Origin of the sequence: Streptococcus sp. HF-2466 (genome assembly GCF_015594645.1) — a bacterium.
Taxonomy (GTDB): Bacteria; Bacillota; Bacilli; order Lactobacillales; family Streptococcaceae; genus Streptococcus; species Streptococcus anginosus.
The window spans coordinates 1-3,349 of record NZ_JADNQU010000023.1 but is presented as its reverse complement, the minus strand read 5'-3'; the positions used below and the strand labels follow the sequence as shown (position 1 = coordinate 3,349).

Here is a 3,349-nt window from a genome sequence, read left to right as displayed (position 1 = left end):
TGCATGGGATAGCCTTTCTAAATGGTTTATTTTGCAATTCTATTTTACCAAGACTATCGCAACCATGCAAAAAGCAACGGCAAATCCGTTGCTTTTTTTGTAGCAAAGGGACTATTGTCCCAGACTCTTACTATTGTCTGAAACACGATTAAAGGCAAGGAGGGGCAAAAAAGGGGCAAAAGATTATAACTTGTTTAGAGCGTCTATAGCATTCTTTCTTGCGTTTTTTGTGACGTGATTATAAATAGCTAGAGTAGTTTCAGGGTCAGAGTGTCCTACTCGCTCCATAATTACCCTAAGTGACAGGTTTAGCACGGACAATAAAGAGATGTGAGAATGTCTGAATATGTGGCTAGTTAAATGCTTTTTGAAATGCAGCTCTTAACCATGTTCAATTTTGAGAGTGAGACAGAAATCAATCATTCGAAGAATTTGATTTTTCAGCAAGTCCTAGTTTCTAGTTGCTGACCTAAGACAGTCCACTGGACTGTTTTACTCCCACCTCCGCACAGTTGGTTAGAATAGCCGTTATCATCGGTATAACAAGGGATAAGGATATCCAACCAACCACTGCGTCTTGCAGGCCAAACTATAAAATGCATGAGGTTGGGAATTTCTGTCCCAACCTCTTTTTTAGCTTGGGTTCATAGAGAAGACAAAAAAAATACAAAGTAAAAATAGAAGCTCCAAAAATGTTCGATGAATATTAGGAATTTATTGCTGTTACTTAATAATTAGTTCTGTTTGACAAAGCCACTCTCTTTTGCCTATTTGTCTCCACTCCCTTTCTGTGGTAAAATAGTCTTACATTCTAAGGAGAGAACGATGATTGATGTTGAAGACGTTTTGAGCAAGATGAATCCCAATCAAAAGATCAATTATGACCGCGTGATGCAAAAAATGGTCAAAGTTTGGGAAGCAGACCAGAAGCGTCCTACGATTTTGATGCACACCTGCTGTGCACCTTGCTCAACTTATACGCTGGAGTATTTGACCCAGTATGCGGACGTGACGGTTTATTTTGCCAATTCAAATATTCACCCCAAAGCAGAATACCAACGCCGTGCCTATGTTACTCAAAAATTTGTTCACGATTTTAATGAAAATACTGGTAATCATGTTCAATATTTAGAAGCTCCCTATGAGCCTCAGGAATTTTTCCGGACAGTACACGGTTTGGAAGAAGAGCCAGAAGGTGGCGATCGTTGCAAAGTCTGCTATGATTATCGCTTGGATAAGACAGCGCAAGTGGCGGTTGATTTGGGATTTGACTATTTTGGAAGTGCCTTGACAATCAGCCCTCATAAAAATTCGCAGACGATCAATAGCGTTGGAATTGAAGTGCAGAAAGTTTACGCAACGCAGTATCTTCCTAGTGATTTCAAGAAAAATCAAGGCTATAAGCGCTCGGTCGAAATGTGCGAGGAGTACGACATTTACCGCCAATGCTATTGTGGTTGTGTATTTGCAGCACAAGCGCAAGGAATTGACCTCATTCAGATTAAAAAAGATGCGACAGCTTTTTTGAAAGGGAAAGATTTAGAAAAAGATTATTCGCATATCAAATTTACTGTCACAAATGGAGAATCCTAAAAATAATGCTTGTATTGGAGCTAATCGTGCTTCTTTGTACAAGGTTATTTTTGTTTATACATTTAGAAGTTTTATATCTTGACGTCATCAATATATTGTGTTATCATTTTCTTTGGCACAATATATGGTGGTTAGGCTGAGGCTGATAACCTGATATTGGATAGATTTGGGAGGTGCAGGAAGATAGTGATTATTTTAGCGGGCATGATTGGGGTAGGTAAGACGACTTACACTTATCGATTAGCCGAGGAATTAGGAACGCAGCCATTTTTTGAACCGGTAGAAGAAAATCCTATTTTGGATAAATATTATGAAGACCCTGATAAATATGGTTTTGCTTTGCAGATTTACTTTCTAAACAAACGCTTTAAAATGATTAAAGCGGCCTATCATGATGACAATAACATTCTAGATCGTTCTATTTATGAAGATGCTCTGTTTACTTACATCAATACCCTCAAAGGCAGCATTAGTGAGCAAGAGTACAATATCTACTTGGAACTTTTGGACAATATGATGGAAGAAATCCAAGGTTTGCCTAAGAAGGCGCCAGATTTGTTGATTTATTTAGACGGAAGTTTCGATCATATTATGAACAATATCAAAAAACGTGGTCGCGATTATGAGCAACCAAATGAAGAAAATGGGCTCGCTGACTACTATCAGCTGCTTTACAAGCACTATCAAAATTGGTATGAAGATTACAATTATAGTCCTAAAATGAGAATTGCAACGGATGATTTAGATATTGCAAATCCAAATGACTGGAATCACGTGTATCAACAAATTCAACAAAAAATGAAGACGATTGGGCTTGAAAAGTGAGTTCAATCAAAAAATCTCGAAATCGCTTCGAGATTTTTGTGTATATAAATAAAAAGGGTGACAGATGATAACGGATAGACAAGCGAAAATTCTTCAAGAAGCGAGAGATTTTGTTTATGCTGAACTGAAAGACGAGATGAGCGGGCATGACTGGTGGCATATTGTGCGTGTCACGAACAATGCTGTAGAAATTGCCAAACAAGAACAAGCAGATGCTTTTATTTGTGAGCTATCTGCCTTGCTGCATGATATAGCTGACGGGAAATTAAATGAGAATGAAGAGGTGGGCTTGCAAAAGGTTGAGCAATGGCTACAGAATCATCAGGCTTCAGATGCGGAAATAGCTCATGTGCTGGATATTATTTCAACGATGTCATTTAAAGGTGGTCATCAACAGAAGAATGTCAGCACTTTGGAGGGGAAAATTGTTCAAGACGCTGACCGTTTGGATGCGATTGGAGCGATTGGAATAGCACGCGCTATGGCTTATTCTGGACATACGGGCAGACCCATTCATGACCCTGCCTTGCGATCACGAGAAGATATGACGGTAGAAGAATATCGAAGCAATAAAGGAACAGCAATTCTACATTTTTATGAAAAGTTGTTGAAGTTAAAAGATTTGATGAATACAGACTATGCTAAGCAATTAGCGATAGGTCGCCACCACTTTTTGGAAGAATACTTAGAGCAATTCTACGCAGAATGGGATGCGAAAAAGTGACAATTAAAGATACGAAAAAGCTGAGAATATGATTTGAACTGCACCCCAAAAGTTAGACAAGAAAACTCTAACTTTTGGGGTGTTATTTTTATGAAATTAAGTTATGAAGACAAGGTTCAAATCTATTACTTGCGAAAAAGCGGCGCAACTCTCAAGTCATTATCAAAACAGTTTAACCTCAATCAGTCAGGGATCGAATATCTGATT

At 38.4% G+C, this 3,349-nt stretch carries 4 protein-coding genes and 1 pseudogene; 4 read left to right on the top strand and 1 reads right to left on the bottom strand.

Going from position 1 to position 3,349, the window contains the following annotated elements:
* Positions 1 to 183: 183 nt before the first annotated feature.
* Positions 184 to 381 (bottom strand): annotated as a pseudogene (locus IYQ91_RS09835) (tyrosine-type recombinase/integrase); the annotation flags it as partial.
* Positions 382 to 825: 444 nt separating this feature from the next.
* On the opposite strand from IYQ91_RS09835, the gene IYQ91_RS09830 reads away from it, so the two are divergent.
* The 4 genes from IYQ91_RS09830 to IYQ91_RS10065 form a co-directional block, all read left to right on the top strand.
* Positions 826 to 1,593, top strand: a complete 768-nt coding sequence (locus tag IYQ91_RS09830; protein WP_195673719.1) for an epoxyqueuosine reductase QueH — start codon at positions 826 to 828, stop codon at positions 1,591 to 1,593.
* Positions 1,594 to 1,779: 186 nt separating this feature from the next.
* Entirely contained in the window at positions 1,780 to 2,418 is a 639-nt protein-coding gene (locus tag IYQ91_RS09825; RefSeq protein WP_003026903.1) for a deoxynucleoside kinase, read from the top strand.
* Positions 2,419 to 2,482: 64 nt separating this feature from the next.
* Positions 2,483 to 3,142: an HD domain-containing protein gene (locus IYQ91_RS09820; protein WP_195673718.1), complete on the top strand. Its 660-nt coding sequence runs from the start codon at positions 2,483 to 2,485 to the stop codon at positions 3,140 to 3,142.
* A gap of 90 nt (positions 3,143 to 3,232) precedes the next feature.
* Positions 3,233 to 3,349: fucose isomerase (locus IYQ91_RS10065; RefSeq protein ID WP_195673662.1), on the top strand; the 117-nt coding region annotated here is incomplete at its 3' end.

Excerpts from the sequence above, each read along its gene's own strand:
- IYQ91_RS09830 (WP_195673719.1), top strand. The coding sequence starts at position 826 with ATGATTGATGTTGAAGACGTTTTGAGCAAGATGAATCCCAATCAAAAG.
- IYQ91_RS09820 (WP_195673718.1), top strand. The coding sequence starts at position 2,483 with ATGATAACGGATAGACAAGCGAAAATTCTTCAAGAAGCGAGAGATTTT.